This is a genomic window from Paucibacter soli, from assembly GCF_037482845.1.
In the GTDB taxonomy this organism is placed as follows: Bacteria; Pseudomonadota; Gammaproteobacteria; order Burkholderiales; family Burkholderiaceae_C; genus Paucibacter_B; species Paucibacter_B soli.
In genome coordinates this window covers 197,537-213,648 of record NZ_JBBHJW010000010.1, presented here as the reverse complement: position 1 = coordinate 213,648, position 16,112 = coordinate 197,537, and the positions used below count along the sequence as shown (strand labels likewise).

Genomic DNA, 16,112 nt, shown 5'->3' with positions numbered 1-16,112 from the left:
GTTGAAGCTCGGCTCAGTGTACGAGGCGCAGCTGACTCAATGCTTGTCGTCCGGCGCGTGGTGGGCCAGCAGCCGGTCGGTCATCGCGATCGCCATCGCCGAGAGCAGGAAGGCGATGTGGATCAGGGTCTGCCACAGCAGCGTCTTCTCGGCGTAGTTGTCGGCGTTGATGAAGGTCTTGAGCAGGTGGATGGACGAGATGCCGATGATGGCGGTGGCCAGCTTGACCTTGAGCACCGAGGCGTTCACATGGCTGAGCCATTCGGGCTGGTCGGGATGGCCCTCGAGGTTCATGCGCGAGACAAAGGTCTCGTAGCCGCCCACGATCACCATGATGAGCAGGTTGGAGATCATCACCACGTCGATCAGGCCCAGCACCACCAGCATGATGATGGTTTCGTTGAGCTTGAGCGGGCCGGCGTCGGCCTTGTAGCCGATGCTCTTGACCAGCATCTCGAGCGCGGCGCTGTTGCCGAAGGCGGCCTCGATGAGGTGCACCAGCTCGGTCCAGAACTGGAACACGTAGACGGCTTGAGCCAGGATCAGGCCCAGGTAGAGCGGCAGCTGCAACCAGCGGCTGCCGAAGATCAGTTTGGGCAGCAGGCCGAGCTTGGGATTGGTTTGGCTTTGGGAACTCATTGGTAACTCTCGTGGCTGTTGGCGGCGGATTCTAGTGAGAGCATGTGACTGTCACTGCGGTGACGGCAGAATGTCTTCTACAAGAGTAAGCGGTTCGTCAGATGCGGGCCGCACAGTAGCGCCCAGCGCTTTATTTCAATTCTGAGACCAGGAGAGAGACACCATGAGCAATTCACCCGCAACGCTGTATCTGCCCTCGGAGGCCGCGGCGAAGACGGCCCATGTCTCGGGCATGGCGGCCTATGAGGCCCTGGTCCAGGAGGCAGCAAGCGATTACGAAGGCTATTGGGGGCGGCTGGCGCGCGAGTTCCTGAGCTGGAAGACGCCCTTCACCAAGGTGCTCAACGACAGCGAGGCGCCGTTCTTCAAGTGGTTCGAGGACGGCACGCTGAACGTCTCGTACAACTGCCTGGACCGCAATATCGAGGCGGGCAAGGGTGACAAAACCGCCATCATCTTCGAGGCCGATGGCGGCGAGGTCAGCAAGGTCACTTACAGCGAGCTGCTCGCCAAGGTGTCGCAACTGGCGAATGCGCTGAAGGCGCGCGGCGTGAAGAAGGGCGACCGCGTCGTCATCTACATGCCCATGTCGGTGGAGGGCGTGGCCGCCATGCAGGCCTGCGCCCGCATCGGCGCGACGCATTCGGTGGTGTTCGGCGGCTTCTCGGCGCAGAGCCTGCGCGACCGCGTCCAGGACGCCGGCGCGGTGATGGTGATCACCGCCGACGAGCAGGTGCGCGGCGGCAAGCAACTGCCGCTCAAGGCCATCGTCGACGAGGCCCTGGCCGACAACGCCTGCCCCTCGCTCAAGGACGTGATCGTCTATCAGCGCACCGGCGGCAAGATCGACTGGGTGCAGGGCCGCGACCTGTGGCTGCACGACCTCATCCAGGGGCAGGCCAGCAGCTGCGAGCCCGAATGGGTGGGGGCCGAGCATCCGCTCTTCCTGCTCTACACCTCGGGTTCCACCGGCAAGCCCAAGGGCGTACAGCACAGCACCGGCGGCTACCTGCTGCATGCGGCGCTGACCACCAAATGGACCTTCGACCTGAAGGACGACGACGTGTTCTGGTGCACCGCCGACATCGGCTGGGTCACCGGCCATACCTACATCAGCTACGGCCCGCTGGCGCTGGGCGGCACCGAGATCGTGTTCGAGGGCGTGCCCACCTACCCGGACGCCGGCCGCTTCTGGAACATGATCCAGAAGCACAAGGTCAGCATCTTCTACACCGCGCCCACCGCGATCCGCTCGCTCATCAAGGCGGCCGAGAGCAACGAGGCCGTGCATCCGAAGAACTACGACCTGAGCTCGCTGCGCATCCTCGGTTCGGTGGGCGAGCCCATCAATCCGGCCGCCTGGGAGTGGTACCACCAGCATATCGGTGGCGGCCGCTGCCCCATCGTCGACACCTTCTGGCAGACCGAGACCGGCGGCCACATGATCACGCCGCTGCCGGGCGCCACGCCGCTGGTGCCGGGCTCCTGCACCTTGCCCTTCCCGGGCATCACCGCCGCCATCGTCGACGAACTGGGCAATGACGTGCCCAACGGCCAGGGTGGCATCCTGGTGGTGAAGAAGCCCTGGCCCTCGATGATCCGCACCATCTGGGGCGACCCCGAGCGCTTCAAGAAGAGCTACTACCCCAGCGAGCTCAAGGGCTACTACCTGGCCGGTGACGGCGCGATCCGCGACGAGAAGACCGGCTACTTCACCATCACCGGCCGCATTGACGATGTGCTGAACGTGAGCGGCCACCGCATGGGCACGATGGAAATCGAATCGGCCCTGGTCAGCTGCACCGAGCTGGTGGCCGAGGCCGCGGTGGTGGGGCGCCCCGACGACACCACCGGCGAAGCGATCTGCGCCTTCGTGGTGCTGAAACGCCCGCGCCCCACCGGCGACGAGGCCAAGGCGATTGCCAAGCAGCTGCGCGACCATGTGGCCAAGGAGATCGGCCCGATCGCCAAGCCCAAGGACATCCGCTTTGGCGACAACCTTCCCAAGACGCGCAGTGGCAAGATCATGCGCCGCCTGCTGCGCTCGGTGGCCAAGGGCGAGAGCGTCACGCAGGACACCAGCACGCTGGAGAATCCCGCCATTCTTGAGCAGTTGGGCCAAGCTTATTGACCCACCCCCTACCGGCTGCGCCGGCCCCCTCAAGGGGGCACTCACGGCTGACCGGCAAAGCCGGATCAGCGTGAGTTGCTGGAAGTGCAAAGGCCCGCTGACGCGGGCCTTTTGCTATGGAGCAGGGGCGCTTACTTCACCGTCAGAACCCAGGCGGCCAATTTTTTGGCTTCATCGGGGCTGACTTGCGTGTTGGCGGGCATGGGCACCGGGCCCCAGACGCCCGAGCCGCCCTTGATGATCTTGTCGGCCAGCTTGGCGGCGGCGTCCTTGTCCTTGGCGTACTTGGCGGCCACGTCCTTGTAGGCGGGGCCGACAACCTTTTTGTCCAGCGCATGGCAGGCCATGCAGTTCTTCTTTTGTGCCAGTTCGGCATTGGCGAAGGCGGCGGGTGCGGCCAGGGTGGCGGCGACGGCGGCCAGGGCGATCAGGGTCGACTTCATAGCGTCCTTTCGGGGGTCATGCACGAGGAAGGGTAACTAACTCTCGCGCCGGCTCGACCAAACTGCTCTACAGTCCCGTCAAGCAAGCTGCTGAAATGATTGTAGAGGCGCGTTCCCGCGCCATCACGTCAACAGGGCTTCGCGCGTGCGAAAGGAGTTGTCAATGTGGTTCTTAGCCATCGGCCTGCTGCTATTGCTGCTCAAGCTCACAGCGGTGGCGCCCGTGGTCGACTGGAGCTGGCTCGTCGTGCTGGCGCCTTTCGGCCTGGCCATGGCCTGGTGGGCCTGGGCCGACTCGCATGGCTACACGCAGAAGAAGGTGATGGAGCGCATGGACGAGAAGAAGGCCGCGCGCCGCGAGAAGGCGCTCGAAGCGCTGGGGCAGGGCGAGAAGCAGCGCCGCCGGCGCTGACCGCAAGACCTGACCCCAGGCGCCTTGTACCTACCTACTTACTCAAACCGGTCCAGCACCGCGCCGGAACTGGCGCTGGAGGCGTTCTTGGCGAACTTGGCCAGCACGCCGCGGGTGTAGCGCGGCGCGGGCTTCACCCAGGCGGCGCGGCGCTCGGCCAGTTCGGCGGCGTCCACATGCAGTTCCAGCAGCAACTGGTGCGCATCGATGGTGATGCGGTCACCCTCATGCACCAGCGCGATCACGCCGCCCTCATAGGCCTCGGGCGCCACATGGCCGACCACCATGCCCCAGGTGCCGCCCGAGAAGCGTCCGTCGGTGATCAGGCCCACGCTCTCACCCAGGCCCTGACCGATCAGGGCGCCGGTGGGCGCCAGCATCTCGGGCATGCCGGGGCCGCCCTTGGGGCCCAGATAGCGCAGCACCATCACGTCGCCGGCGACGATCTTGCCGGCCATGATGGCGGCCAGTGCCGATTGCTCGTCGTCGAACACGCGCGCCGGGCCGGTGATGACGGGGTTCTTTAGCCCGGTGATCTTGGCCACGCAGCCCTCGGGCGAAAGATTGCCCTTCAGGATGGCCAGGTGGCCCTCGGCGTAGATCGGCTTGGTCACCGGGCGTATCACGTCCTGGTCGGCGCGCAGCTCGGGCAGCTCGGCGAGGTTCTCGGCCACGGTCTTGCCGGTGATGGTGATGGCGTCGCCATGCAGCAGGCCGTGTTTGAGCAGCTCCTTCATCACCGCCGGGATGCCCCCCGCATGGTGCAGGTCGATGGCCAGGTAACGCCCGCTGGGCTTGAGGTCGCACAGCACCGGGGTGCGGCGGCGCACACGCTCGAAGTCGTCGATCGTCCAGTCCACTTCGGCCGCATGGGCGATCGCCAGGAAGTGCAGCACCGCATTGGTGGAGCCGCCGGTGGCCATGATCACCGCCACCGCGTTCTCGATCGCGTGCTTGGTGACGATGTCGCGCGGCTTCAGGTCCTGCTTGACGGCCTCGACCAGCACCGCCGCGGCCTTCTTCACGTTCTCCACCACCTCGTCTTCCACGTTCGCCATGGTGGAGGAATAGGGCAGGCTCATGCCCAGCGCCTCGAAGGCCGAGCTCATGGTGTTGGCGGTATACATGCCGCCGCAGGAGCCGCTGCCGGGGATGGCGCGGCGCTCGATCTGGCAGAAGTCTTCCTCGCTCATCTTGCCGGCGCTGTACTGGCCCACCGCCTCGAACACGCTGACGATGTTGAGGTCCTGGCCCTTGTACTTGCCGGGCAGGATGGTGCCGCCGTAGACATAGAGCGCAGGCACATTGGCGCGCAACATGCCCATCATGCCGCCGGGCATGTTCTTGTCGCAGCCGCCTATCACCAGCACGCCGTCCATCCACTGGCCGCCCACGCAGGTTTCAACGCAGTCGGAGATCACCTCGCGCGACACCAGGCTGTACTTCATGCCCTCGGTGCCCATCGCCATGCCGTCGGAGATGGTGGGCGTGCCGAAGACCTGCGGATTCGCGCCGGCCTCTTTGAGGCCGATGACGGCCGCATCGGCCAACTTCTGCAGGCCCGAGTTGCAGGGCGTGATGGTGGAGTGACCGTTGGCCACGCCGATCATGGGCTTGCCGAAGTCGCTCTCCTGGTAGCCCATGCCGTAGTACATGGAGCGATTAGGCGCGCGGGCCACGCCTTCGGTGATGTTCTTGGAACGGCGGTTGTAGCTCATGGTGCGTGGAGGGCGGTTAAGGGGAGGTGGGCGCAGTATGCAAGCGTGCTGCCATCTGGTCCAATATATGTTTAACGCAGCTTTGATTCGATTGGTGTATCAATGATCGAGAACCGCAGTCTGCGGCAATTCCTGGTGCTGGCGCAGGAGCTGCACTACGGCCGTGCAGCGGCGGCCCTGCACATGACGCAGCCGCCGCTCAGCATGGCGATCCAGAAGCTGGAGCAGAGCCTGGGCGTGGCGCTGTTCGAGCGCAACCGGCGCTCGGTGGCGCTGAGCCCAGCCGGCGCCGCCCTGCTGCCGGTGGCGAGTAGGCTGCTGGCCGAGGTCGAGCAACTGCCCGCGCTGCTGCAAGCGGCGGCAGCGGGCCTGCATGGGCGCCTGCGCCTGGGCTTCGTGTCAACCGTCGGCTATGGCGAGCTGCCGCAATGGTTGCGCGGCTTCCGCGCCGCGCATGCGGGCATTGCGCTGGCCCTGCGCGAGGCCACGCTGGACGTGCAGCTGCATCATTTCGAGCGCGGCGATCTGGATGCCGGTTTCGTGATCCACCCGCCCGGCGCCGCGCCGGCCGGCTTCGAGGCCCTGCGCATCAGCGTCGAGCCCATGGTGCTGGCCCTGCCCGAGAGCCTGGTGCTGCCCAGGGCGCCGGCGGCGGCGCTGGCGCTGCTGCTGGGCGAACCCTTGGTGATCTTCCCGCGCGAGATCGCACCCGCGCTGTACGACGCGCTGCTGAGCTTTTACCGCGGCCATGGCGCCACGCCGCAGATCGCGCAGGAGGCGATCCAGATGCAGACCATCGTCAATCTGGTGTCGGCCGGCATGGGGGTGGCCTGGGTGCCGGAGGGCCTGAGCGCGCTGCAACGGCCGGGGGTGCGCTACCAGCGGCTGCAGGCGCAGGTGCCGGCCTGCGAGACCAGCCTGATCTGGCGCGCCGGCGCCAGCCCGGTGGTGGCGCGCTTTGTCGAGCATGTGCGGGCGGCGCTGGCGCAAGTGCCGAAAGCCAGGGCTGGCAAGCGTGTGGGCGCTGTGCACAATGCGCACACCTCGGGGCCGTCAACCAAGCTTGCAAGGCGGCGTTGAACCCAGACCCTCTAGCTCTCACACCCAAGCCCTCATGCCCAAACACCGTGTTCTGTGCCTGGCCTCACTCTTGCTGGCTACCGCCCTGTCCGCCCAAGCGGCGGTGTTCAAGGATACTCAGCTGCAGTCGGTCTGGGAGGGCGGCAAGGCGGAGGAACTCGACAAGCTGGCGCAGGCGCGCCTGCGCACCAACCCGGCCGACAGCCAGGCCGCCGCGGCGCTGGCGCTGAGCGCGCTGGACGCGGGCGACGGCGCCCGGCTCGATGCGGCCGCCAGGACCATGCAGCAATGCGTCGAACGCCAGCCCAAGGACGCGCACTGCCACTATGCGCTGGGCCAGTTGCTCGGTTCGCAGGCCATGGGCGCCAGCATGTTCAAGGCCATGAGCCTGGCCGGCAAGATCAAGGATGCCTTCAGCAAGGCCTTCGAGCTGGAGCCCGGCTCCTTCGAGATGCGCAGCGCCTTGCAGCAGTTCTATCTGATGGCGCCCGGCGTGGCCGGCGGCAGCGTCAGCAAGGCCAGGGAGCTGGCCCAGGATCTGCGGGACATGCCCGAGCACGCCAAACTGATGCGCGCACGCGTGGCCCAGCATGAGGACAACTATGCCGAGGCCGAACGCGAGCTGGCGAGCCTCAAGCCCGGCAAGGACCTGGGCCTGCAGACCGAATGGCGCGAGGCCTGGGCGGCGCAGGGTCACCAGTACCTGCGCGACAAGCAATACGCCAAGGCCAAGGCCTGGTTCGAGCAGTTGCAGCGCGAGCAGCCGCAGCACGCCGTGGCGGGCTATGGCCTCGGCCGCGTGGCCACCGAAACCGGCCAGCTCGACGAGGCGATCCGCCAGTTCGAGCGTGCCCGCGGTCTGGAGGGCGCCGAGGCCCTGCCTTTCGACCATCGCCTCGGCGTGGTCTGGCAGATGAAGGGCGACAAGGTCCAGGCCAAGGCCCTGCTGGAGCGCTTTGTTGCCAACAAGAAGGCCAACCCGCGCAATCTGGAAGACGCCAGGAAACGCCTGGCCGAGCTGGGCTAAGGTGGCCCTGATGGTGAAAGCGCTGCGCCTGCTTGTTTGTGCGAGCCTGTTGGCCTGGCAGGGCGCCCAGGCCCTGGTGTTCAGCGACGGGCCCTGGCAGGCCCTGCTGGATGCCGGCCGCAGCGAGGAGATGGAACGCCAGGCCCAGGCGCGCCTGCGCGAGCAGCCGCAGGACCTGCAGGCGGGCGCAGCCTTCGCGCTCTCGCAGATGACGCTGGCGGACCGCAAACGCGTGGATGCTGCCGCGCGCCAGATGCAGGACTGCGTGGACCAGCATCCCGAGGAGGCCCTGTGCCATTACGCCCTCGCCTCGGTGATGACCATGCAGGCGCGCAACGGCGGCGCCATGAAGATCATCAGCCTGGCCGGACCGATCAGAAAGCATTTGCAGCGCGCGCTGGAGCTCAGGCCCGATTTCATCGAGGCGCGCAGCAGCCTGCACCAGTACTACCTGCTGGTGCCGGCCTTTGCCGGCGGCGGTGCGGGCAAGGCGCGTGAACTGGAAGAGCAGGTGCGCGCCAGCCAGCCCGAGTTCGCCAAGCTGATGCGCGCTCGCCTGGCCGGCAGCGAAAAGAACTGGGCGCAGGCCGAGAAGGAGCTGCTGAGCGTGCGCATCGCCGCCGACCCCAGTCTGCTGAATGAATGGCGGCTGGTGTGGGGCGCCATCGGCAAGGAATGGCTGGACCAGCGTCAATACGCCAAGGCCATCGCCGGCTTCGAGCGTCTGCTGAAGGAGCAGCCACGCCAGGCCCTGGGCGCCTATGGCCTGGCGCGCATCTACCATGCCCAGGAGCGCTTTGACGAGGCTGTCAAACAGTACGAGCGCGCCAAGGAGATGGACGGGGCCGAGGACTTCCCGCTCGACCACCGCCTGGGCATCAGCCTGCAGGCCATGGGCGACAAGGCGGGGGCCCGCGCGGCCTTCGAACGCTACCTGCAGCACCGCCGCGCCAGCCCCAGCAATGTCGAGGACTGCCGCAGGCGCCTGAAGGAGATGGGCCCCGTATGATGCGCGCCAGTTCTCATCCAGAGGAAGTCGTCGCATGTGGGTCCATCCCCAGTTCAATCCGGTCGCGCTGCAACTAGGCCCCGTGGCCATTCATTGGTACGGCATCACCTACCTGGCCGCATTCGGCATGTTTCTATGGCTGGCGAATCTGCGCGTGGCGCAGCCGGCGCATGCCGCGCGCGGTTGGGCCAAGCGCGATGTCGATGATCTGCTGTTCTTCGGCGTGCTGGGCGTGGTGCTGGGTGGGCGTCTGGGCTATGTGCTGTTCTACAAGCCGACCTACTACCTGGCCAATCTGGGCGAGGTGTTCGCAGTCTGGAAGGGCGGCATGGCCTTTCATGGTGGCCTGCTGGGCGTGATCCTGGCGATGGCGCTGTTTGCGCGCCTGCGCGGGCGCAGCTTCTTCGAGGTCACCGACCTGATCGCCCCCTGTGTGCCCACCGGCCTGGCGGCCGGGCGCGTGGGCAACTTCATCAACGGCGAGCTGTGGGGCCGCGCGGCCGACCCCAGCCTGCCCTGGGCGATGGTGTTCCCGCAGTCGGGCTCGGCCCTGCCGCGCCATCCCTCGCAGATCTACCAGTTCCTCGGCGAGGGCCTGCTGCTGGCCCTGCTGCTGTGGCTGTATGCGCACAAGCCGCGCCTGACCGGCCAGGTCTCGGGCATGTTCCTGATCGGCTACGGCATGCTGCGCTTTGCCGCCGAGTTCTTCCGCGAACCCGACGATTTCCTGGGCCTGCGGGCGCTGAACCTGAGTCAGGGACAATGGCTGTCTTTGCCGATGATTGCGGCAGGGCTGTTGATTTGGTGGTGGGCCAGCCGTCGGCGCCCCGCCTGAGACTTTTCCCATGCGTCAGATATTTTTCGATACCGAAACCACCGGTCTGCGTGCCGAGGCGGGCGACCGCATCATCGAGGTCGGCTGCGTCGAGATGGTGAACCGCCAGCTCACCGGCAACAACCTGCACCTCTACATCAACCCCGAGCGCGCGAGCGACGAGGAGGCGGTGCGCATCCACGGCCTGACCGATGAATTCCTGGCCGACAAGCCGGTGTTCGCCAGCGTGGCCGAGGAGTTGCTGGAGTTTCTGCGCGGCGCCGAACTGGTGATCCACAACGCCGGCTTCGACATCGGCTTCATGAACGCCGAACTGCGCCGGCTGGGCCAGCCGCCCATCACCGACATTGTCGGCGGCGTGCGCGACACCTTGCTGATGGCGCGCGACCTGTTCCCCGGCAAGGCGAACTCGCTGGACGCGCTGTGCAAGCGCCTGGAGGTCGACAACTCCGGCCGCACCCTGCACGGCGCCTTGTTGGACGCCGAGCTGCTGGCCGAGGTCTATATCCGCCTGACGCGCGGCCAGGATTCGCTGGTGATGGACGAGGGCGGCGGCCATGCCGGCGGCGGCAATGCCGACTCCCAGTTCGAGGCCATCGACTTCAGCCGCTTCCAGCTGCCGGTGCTGGCCGCCAGCGCCGCCGAGCTGGAGGCCCACCAGAGCCTGCTGGCGGATCTCGACAAGGCCAGTGGCGGAAAAAGAATCTGGCAAGAGGCTTGATAGAGCCGCAAATGTCGTGGCATAATCGTGGGCTTCCCGGTTGACGAATTAACGGCGCAGGCTTTTGATTCGTTCGGCAACAGGACCGGGCGGTTAGCTCAGCGGTAGAGCACTGCCTTCACACGGCAGGGGTCGCAGGTTCGAACCCTGCACCGCCCACCAGAATTCAGAGATCGGCAACCGTATCGATTTCGCTTCTGACCTTGTTGCACGAAGCCCCCAGATACCGGGCGGTTAGCTCAGCGGTAGAGCACTGCCTTCACACGGCAGGGGTCGCAGGTTCGAACCCTGCACCGCCCACCACGTCATTGGACGCAGCAAAAAAACAGCACCCTCGGGTGCTGTTTTGCTTTGTGCCGGACGAAGAAAGGGCCCGCAGCGCGGGCCCTGCCTCATTCACTCAATTGGCCATCAAGCGGCCACGGCCTCGACGGCGGCGGCCGGCGCCACCTTCTTCGCGGCGGGGCGCGCCGGCTTGGCCTTGACGGCCGGCTTGCTGGCGGGCTTGGCGGCCGCCTTCACCGGCTTGGCGGCGGGCTTCAGCGCTGCCTTCACGGCGGGACGGGCCGGGCGCACCGCGCGCTTGGCGGCCTTCTTCGGCGGCTGCACCGCCTTCACCAGATTGTCGGCACCGGCGGCGGCCTTGCCGGCCACGGCCAGCAGGGCCAGGGCGGTGGGCAGGCTCAGGCGCGAAGCGGTTTGCAGTCCGTTGGCCAGCAACTCGTTGTCCACACCCTTGGCCAGCTTGGCGGCCTTGCTCAGTTGGGCGGCGGCGGTGTGCGCACCGAAGTCGATGGCCTGGCTGCTGCGCTCGGCCACTTGCTCGACGCCCTTGGCGACCCAGCCGGTCAGGCTTGCGATGCGGGGGCTCACGGCCGTGTTGGCCAAGGCGCCGTCCAGCTTGCCGATAACGCGCTGGCTGCCCAGGCGGTAGGCCAGCACGAACTGCTTGGCGGCGATGCGGCAATGCTCGACGGTGTTGAGGGTGACGCGGGTCAGGGTGGGGTTGCGCATAAGGTGGCCTCGCTGTGCTTGGTTGATCGAGTGTTTCGCCTGCAGTATGGGCGGCGAGTTCTAGAGAGCGATACCCAAGCGGGGCGCAATTCCTAGTGTGAGCGCTCCAAAACGCCGTCCCGCCTGTTCCCTAGGGCAAACACCCGCTGGCGGAAACTGACTGCCACCTGGCGGGCCCAGACATCGCTGCCCGCGGGCCGAGTCGCGACCATGCGAGCACCCCAAGCCGCTGGAGCCCGCGATGTATTTTCAGCAGATCAGCACCTCGGTCATCGACGATGAGTCGCTGCCCTGGCTGCCCTTCACGCCCTATTCGGACGGCGTGCAGCTGAAGGTGTTTCGCGTCGATCCGGTGCGTGGCGAAATGATCGTGCTGCTGCGCGCGCCGGCCGGTCTGAACCTGCCGCGCCACCAGCACTCGGGCGCGCTGATCGTCTACACGGTCAGCGGCCGCTGGAAGTACCGCGAGCACGACTGGATTGCCGGCCCCGGCAGCGTCGTGTTCGAGACCGCCGCTGCCGTCCACACGCCCGAGGCGCTGGGCAACACGGGCGAGACCCTCACCTTCAACGTCATTGCCGGCGACCTGTCCTTTCTTGACGAGCAGGGCCAGGTGCTCGCGGTCGAGAACTGGAAGACGGTGATGCAACGCTACCTCGGCTATTGCGCGCGCGCCGGTGTCGAACCGATGGACATCAGTGCCTGCCACTGAAGGCCATGGCTTTTTCTTCTTACTCCTCCTCCCATCCACAAAAAAGTCCAGGAGACAAACCGATGAATCGTCCAGCCCAGATGCGCGCGAGCGCGATCGGCCTTGCCGCGGCGGCACTGCTCGCCAGTGGCGCATCGCAAGCCTTTGAAATCGACACCGGCAATCCCGACCTGGCGCTGCGCTGGGACACCACGCTGCGCTACAACCTGGGTACCCGGGTTGAGAAACAGGATGCTGCCATCCTTGGCAATCCCAACCAGGACGATGGCGATCGCAACTTCGCCAAGGGCAAGCTGGTGGCCAACCGGCTCGATCTGCTGAGCGAGGCCGACCTGGTGTGGAACAAGCGCTTCGGCGCGCGCCTGAGCGCCGCCGGTTGGTACGACGCCGCCTACCGCAGCCTGGATGGCAATTTCGCCGCCACGGCCAACACCCTGGCGGGCGGCAAGCCGGCAGCCGGCGCGCTCTCGCCCTATGCCAACCGCTTTGCCAAGGGCGCCTCGGGTGAGTTCCTGGACGCCTTTGTATTCGCCAACGTCGATGCCGGCGACATGCCGCTGACGCTGCGCGCCGGCCGCCACACCGTCTACTGGGGCGAGAGCCTGCTGGGTGGTGGCGCCATCCATGGCATCTCCTACGGCCAGTATTCGCTGGATCTGTGGAAGGCCCTGGCCACGCCCGGCATCGAGATCAAGGAGCTGTTCCGGCCGCGCAACTCGCTCAGCGCCCAGCTGGTGGCCACGCCCGAGCTGACCCTGGCGGCGCAGACCTTTTTCGATTGGGAGTCTGCGCGCTATCCCGAGTCAGGCACCTACCTGACCGTCAACGACGGCCTGCTCAAGGGCGGCGACACCCTGGTGGTGGGCCCCAACCAGCGCATGCTGCAGGGCGCCGTCGGCACGCCCAAGAAGAACGGGGACTGGGGCCTGATGGCGCGCTGGAGCCCCGAGTGGCTGGACGGCACGGCCGGCCTCTACCTGCGCCGCACCGCTGACATCCAGCCGCAGCTGAGCGTGGCGCCGGCGGTGGCCGCCTTGCCGGCCGCCACCTGTGGCGCGCTCGGCTTCACGGCCCTGGCGGCGAGCACCTGCTATGTGAACCCGGCCGCCGCCGCGGTGCCGCAGATCATGGCCGGGCAGATCGGCCAGTACCGCGCCTACTACGGCCGCGACATCGACATCCTGGGACTCAGCCTGTCGCGCAATATCGCCGGCGTGAGCGTCGGCGCCGAGCTGAGCTACCGCCGCAATATGCCGCTGCAGAGCGCGCCGGTGACCCTGCTGCCGGCCAAGATCGCCAACCCGGCCGCCGGCCAACTCGCCACCACGGCGGTGGGCGACGATGCGCCGGGGGCGCGCGGCAACACCGTACATGGCGTGCTGGCGCTGATTGGCTCCCTGCCCAAGACGGCGCTGTTCGACAGCGCGATCTGGCAGGCCGAGGCCGTCTACAACAGCTGGACCAAGGTGACACAGAACGCCGCCGTCTTCAAGGGTGGCGCGGCTTACGCGTCCAACCCGGCCAATATCGACGCGGCCACCAAGAACTTTGTCGGTCTGGGCATCAACTTCGCGCCCACCTGGTACCAGGTCTTGCCCAGCGTGGACCTGACCATGCCGCTGTCCTGGTCGGCTGGCATCAAGGGCAACTCGGCGGTGGTATCGGGCGGCAACAAGGGCTCGGGCTCCTTCTCGCTGGGTCTGGCCGCCGACATGCAGGGCAAATACAACCTGGCGCTGCGCTATGTGGGCTTCTATGGCGACTACAGCCAGCTTGCCAACGGCGCCATGAATGTGGCCAACGGCACGCCGGCCCTGCTGTCCGACCGCGGCCATGTGCTGCTGACCTTCAAGACCACCTTCTAAGGAACGAGACATGAGCAAGAAGAAGACCCATCTGCATCTGATCGCCGGCGCCGTGCTGGCCATGACCGCCCTGCAGGCGCAGGCCGCGGTGAGCGCCGAGGAGGCCAAGAAGCTCGGTACCAGCCTCACGCCCATGGGCGCCGAGATGGCCGGCAATGCCGACAAGAGCATTCCCGACTACAGCGGCGGTCTCACCACGCTGCCGGCCGGCTACCAAAAGGGCTCGGGCCTGCGCCCCGACCCCTTCGCGGCCGACAAGCCCCTGTACTCGATCAAGGCCGGTGATGCCGCCAAGTACGAGGCCAAGCTGACCGCGGGCGCCAAGGAGTTGCTCAAGCGCTATCCCGGCATGCGCATCGACGTCTATCCCTCGCACCGCAGCGCCGCCTTTCCCAAATACGTGCTCGACAACACCGTCAAGAACGCCAGCTCGGTGAAGACCACCGACGGCGGCCTGGGCGTGGAGGGCACCTACGCCGGCATTCCCTTCCCCATCCCCAAGACCGGGCAGGAGGTGATGTGGAACCATCTGCTGCGCTTCAACGGCCACAGCTACTACACCCAGTACGACTCGATCAACGTCGACTCCTCGGGCAAGGCCGTGCTGGCCACCAGCGGCCAGATCAATGTCGAGTACCCCTACTACGACCCCAAGCGCAGCGCGGTGTCGGCCGACAGCGACGTCTACTTCCGCACCAAGGTGGCCTACACCGCACCGGCGCGCCGGGCCGGCGAGGGCGTGCTGGCGCAGGACTACATCAACCCGATGAAGAACAACCGCAAGGCCTGGCAGTACCTGCCGGGGCAGCGCCGCGTCAAGCTCGCACCCGACATCGCCTACGACACGCCCAACCCCGGCGCCGCCGGTGCCTCGACCTATGACGACGCCTGGGTCTTCAACGGCGCGCTGGACCGCTACGACTGGAAGTTATTGGGCAAGCGCGAGATGCTGGTGCCCTACAACAACTACAAGCTCACCTACGCGGCCGACCCCTATGCCGCCACCACGCCGGGGCATCTGAACCCTGACCATGTGCGCTGGGAGCTGCACCGCGTCTGGGTGGTCGAGGCCACGCTCAAGGAAGGCAAGCGCCACATCTACGCCAAGCGCAACTTCTACATCGACGAGGACAGCTGGTTCGCGATCGCCTCTGACCAGTACGACGCGCGCGGCCAGCTCTACCGCTCCGGCTTCGCCTTCATGACCCCCGGCTACGACCTGCCCAGCCCCTCGGCCTCGGCCCAGGTGTTCTACGACTTCGTCGGCGGTGGCTACAACGTCTCCGGCCTGCTGGGTGCCTACAAGGTGGGCATGAAGTTCATCGACGCGCTGCCCGCGGGGCAATGGTCCAGCGAGGCGCTGGCCGGCGCCGGCATCCGCTGATGGTTTCGGGGCGCGGCCGGTGTCTCCTTCCTGAAATACCTACCTTGCCGGTCGCGCCCCACCTTTTCTACGCCATGAACATCAAGCACAAGCTCATCCTGGTCGCCTGTCTGCTGGCCCTGCAGCCCGCCGCCCAGGCCGACCCGCTGGCGCGCCCGGCGCGCCCCACGGCGCTGCTGAGCCAGCGCCTCGTCACCGCGATCGCTGCGGCCGGCCCGCAGCGTCTGGTTGCGGTGGGCCAGCGCGGCCATATCGCCTATTCCGACGATGGCGGCCAGGCCTGGACCCAGGCGCGCGTGCCGGTGGCCTCCGATCTCACCGCGCTGCAGTTCGTCGATGCGAAGCAGGGCTGGGCGGTGGGTCACGACGGCGTGGTGCTGGCCAGCCAGGACGGCGGCGCCAGTTGGAGCCTCAAGCTCGATGGCCGCCAGGCCAACAAGCTCTTGCTCGAGCACCTGCAGTCCCTGCCGGCCTCCGAGGCGCGCGAACGCCTGCTGGTCGAGGCCCAGCGCAATGCCGAGGCCGGGCCCGACAAGCCCTTTCTCGATCTCTTTTTCAGCAGCGCCAGCGAAGGCTTTGTGGTCGGTGCCTACAACCTGATCCTGCACACCGCCGATGCTGGCAAGACCTGGACCCCCTGGTTCGAGCGCACCGACAACCCGCGCCTGCTCAACCTCTACGCCATCCGCCCGCATGGCGGCAGCCTCTACATCGCCGGCGAGTCGGGGCTGATGCTCAGACTCGATGCCAAGGCGCAGCGTTTCGTGGCGCTGGACGCCGGCTACAAGGGCAGCTTCTTCGGCCTGCTCGATGCAGGCGAGCATTTGATCGGCCATGGCATGCGTGGCAACGCCCGCGCCAGCAGCGACGGCGGCAAGAGCTGGAAGCCGCTCGCCACCGGCCTGGCCGCCAGCATCACCGCTTCGGTGCGCGGCAAGGACGGCGCGATCTGGCTGGCAGACCAGAGCGGCGCGGTGGCCGTGAGCCGCGATGGCGGCGCCAGCTTCAGGCGCGCAAGCCTGCCCGAAACCCTGCCGCTGGCGGCCCTGGCCACCACGCCCACCCGGCTGCTGCTGGGCGGCGCACGCGGCCTGCGCAGCCTGCCGCTGCCGAAAGACTGAG

The 16,112-nt window shown here is 66.9% G+C and carries 15 protein-coding genes and 2 tRNA genes; 13 read left to right on the top strand and 4 right to left on the bottom strand.

Features of this window, described 5'->3' with window-relative positions; all coding sequences use genetic code 11:
- Positions 1-36: 36 nt before the first annotated feature.
- Positions 37-639, bottom strand: coding sequence for a TIGR00645 family protein (locus tag WG898_RS20500; RefSeq protein WP_339604627.1), 603 nt, complete (start codon positions 637-639; stop codon positions 37-39).
- Positions 640-802: 163 nt separating this feature from the next.
- Here WG898_RS20500 and acs point away from each other — a divergent pair, with 163 nt between their 5' ends.
- Positions 803-2,770, top strand: a complete 1,968-nt coding sequence (gene acs / locus WG898_RS20495) for an acetate--CoA ligase (RefSeq protein WP_339604626.1) — start codon at positions 803-805, stop codon at positions 2,768-2,770.
- A gap of 131 nt (positions 2,771-2,901) precedes the next feature.
- Here the strand turns inward: acs and WG898_RS20490 are convergent, their stop codons facing one another.
- Complete coding sequence (locus WG898_RS20490; protein WP_339604625.1) at positions 2,902-3,213, bottom strand: c-type cytochrome; 312 nt, start codon at positions 3,211-3,213, stop codon at positions 2,902-2,904.
- Between the two features lie 163 nt (positions 3,214-3,376).
- Here WG898_RS20490 and WG898_RS20485 point away from each other — a divergent pair, with 163 nt between their 5' ends.
- A complete protein-coding gene (locus WG898_RS20485) occupies positions 3,377-3,625 on the top strand; it encodes a TIGR04438 family Trp-rich protein (protein WP_339604624.1) in 249 nt (82 codons plus the stop codon).
- 38 nt (positions 3,626-3,663) lie between these two features.
- Here WG898_RS20485 and ilvD read toward each other — a convergent pair whose 3' ends face one another.
- On the bottom strand, positions 3,664-5,343 hold the full coding sequence (gene ilvD, locus WG898_RS20480) for a dihydroxy-acid dehydratase (RefSeq protein WP_339604623.1): 1,680 nt from the start codon (positions 5,341-5,343) through the stop codon (positions 3,664-3,666).
- Positions 5,344-5,445: 102 nt separating this feature from the next.
- On the opposite strand from ilvD, the gene WG898_RS20475 reads away from it, so the two are divergent.
- The 7 genes from WG898_RS20475 (at position 5,446) to WG898_RS20445 (ending at position 10,318) form a co-directional block, all read left to right on the top strand.
- Positions 5,446-6,423: a LysR family transcriptional regulator gene (locus tag WG898_RS20475; protein ID WP_339604622.1), complete on the top strand. Its 978-nt coding sequence runs from the start codon at positions 5,446-5,448 to the stop codon at positions 6,421-6,423.
- A 34-nt stretch (positions 6,424-6,457) separates the two neighbouring features.
- Positions 6,458-7,450: a tetratricopeptide repeat protein gene (locus WG898_RS20470; RefSeq protein ID WP_339604621.1), complete on the top strand. Its 993-nt coding sequence runs from the start codon at positions 6,458-6,460 to the stop codon at positions 7,448-7,450.
- 10 nt (positions 7,451-7,460) lie between these two features.
- The gene (locus tag WG898_RS20465; protein ID WP_339604620.1) at positions 7,461-8,459 is read left to right on the top strand and encodes a tetratricopeptide repeat protein; all 999 of its coding nucleotides are present in this window, start codon (positions 7,461-7,463) and stop codon (positions 8,457-8,459) included.
- Between the two features lie 34 nt (positions 8,460-8,493).
- Entirely contained in the window at positions 8,494-9,294 is an 801-nt protein-coding gene (gene lgt, locus WG898_RS20460; protein WP_339604619.1) for a prolipoprotein diacylglyceryl transferase, read from the top strand.
- A gap of 10 nt (positions 9,295-9,304) precedes the next feature.
- A complete protein-coding gene (gene dnaQ / locus WG898_RS20455) occupies positions 9,305-10,015 on the top strand; it encodes a DNA polymerase III subunit epsilon (RefSeq protein ID WP_339604618.1) in 711 nt (236 codons plus the stop codon).
- An 87-nt stretch (positions 10,016-10,102) separates the two neighbouring features.
- Positions 10,103-10,177: transfer RNA gene (locus WG898_RS20450), tRNA-Val, on the top strand.
- Between the two features lie 66 nt (positions 10,178-10,243).
- Positions 10,244-10,318: transfer RNA gene (locus tag WG898_RS20445), tRNA-Val, on the top strand.
- A gap of 108 nt (positions 10,319-10,426) precedes the next feature.
- Here WG898_RS20445 and WG898_RS20440 read toward each other — a convergent pair.
- Entirely contained in the window at positions 10,427-11,029 is a 603-nt protein-coding gene (locus WG898_RS20440; RefSeq protein ID WP_339604617.1) for a hypothetical protein, read from the bottom strand.
- A 241-nt stretch (positions 11,030-11,270) separates the two neighbouring features.
- Here WG898_RS20440 and WG898_RS20435 point away from each other — a divergent pair, with 241 nt between their 5' ends.
- From WG898_RS20435 to WG898_RS20420, 4 genes are all read left to right on the top strand, one after another.
- Positions 11,271-11,741: a 2,4'-dihydroxyacetophenone dioxygenase family protein gene (locus WG898_RS20435; protein WP_339604616.1), complete on the top strand. Its 471-nt coding sequence runs from the start codon at positions 11,271-11,273 to the stop codon at positions 11,739-11,741.
- 62 nt (positions 11,742-11,803) lie between these two features.
- Positions 11,804-13,606 (top strand): DUF1302 domain-containing protein, encoded by a 1,803-nt coding sequence (locus tag WG898_RS20430; RefSeq protein ID WP_444718977.1) that lies wholly within the window; start codon positions 11,804-11,806, stop codon positions 13,604-13,606.
- 10 nt (positions 13,607-13,616) lie between these two features.
- Positions 13,617-14,990 (top strand): DUF1329 domain-containing protein, encoded by a 1,374-nt coding sequence (locus tag WG898_RS20425; RefSeq protein WP_339604614.1) that lies wholly within the window; start codon positions 13,617-13,619, stop codon positions 14,988-14,990.
- A gap of 74 nt (positions 14,991-15,064) precedes the next feature.
- Positions 15,065-16,111: a WD40/YVTN/BNR-like repeat-containing protein gene (locus tag WG898_RS20420; RefSeq protein ID WP_339604613.1), complete on the top strand. Its 1,047-nt coding sequence runs from the start codon at positions 15,065-15,067 to the stop codon at positions 16,109-16,111.
- Position 16,112 lies beyond the last annotated feature (1 nt).